At 45.7% G+C, this 468-nt stretch carries 1 protein-coding gene; it reads right to left on the bottom strand.

From position 1 onward, the window contains the following. Window positions 1–329: hypothetical protein (locus tag CYP26_RS05975; protein ID WP_141090087.1), on the bottom strand; the 329-nt coding region annotated here is incomplete at its 3' end. Window positions 330–468 lie beyond the last annotated feature (139 nt).

Genomic DNA, 468 nt, shown 5'->3' with positions numbered 1-468 from the left:
AATTGTTGGCCACCCCTTACTCCAGTTACGTTGCCGTTGTAGTACGTTTGTCCTATCAGTGGATCAGGTATGCCAAACCACCCGCTAAACGTATCTTGCAAAAATTCGACAAGACTCATAGGGCGGTTATAAACCGCTGTGTTGCATACTACTGCGTTTAGATCGCAACCAAAACCAAATCTATTATCAAGCCCTACCGCCATTTCAAAGACTTCAGTTACAAGTGCGTTAATCAGCCCAGCTATCGGAGCTACACCAAGGGGTGATATAGTTGTGCCAAGTGCTGAAAGTGTGTTTTGGATAGCAACTGAGGTTAGCGTGCTTTTCATATTTTGCTACATCGCCGCGTCTACGTTCATCGCTTTAAAGCGTCCATTTACGATGTCATCATCTAGCATACCAGCCAAAGCTTGACCTACTTCTCCACCATACATTTTGCCGCCTGCCTCGGCTCGATTCTCATCATGT

The sequence above is a fragment of the Campylobacter concisus genome (assembly GCF_002913225.1).
GTDB lineage: Bacteria > Campylobacterota > Campylobacteria > Campylobacterales > Campylobacteraceae > Campylobacter_A > Campylobacter_A concisus_J.
The sequence above is the reverse complement of the archived record's forward strand: the minus strand, read 5'-3'. Positions and strand labels throughout refer to the sequence as shown.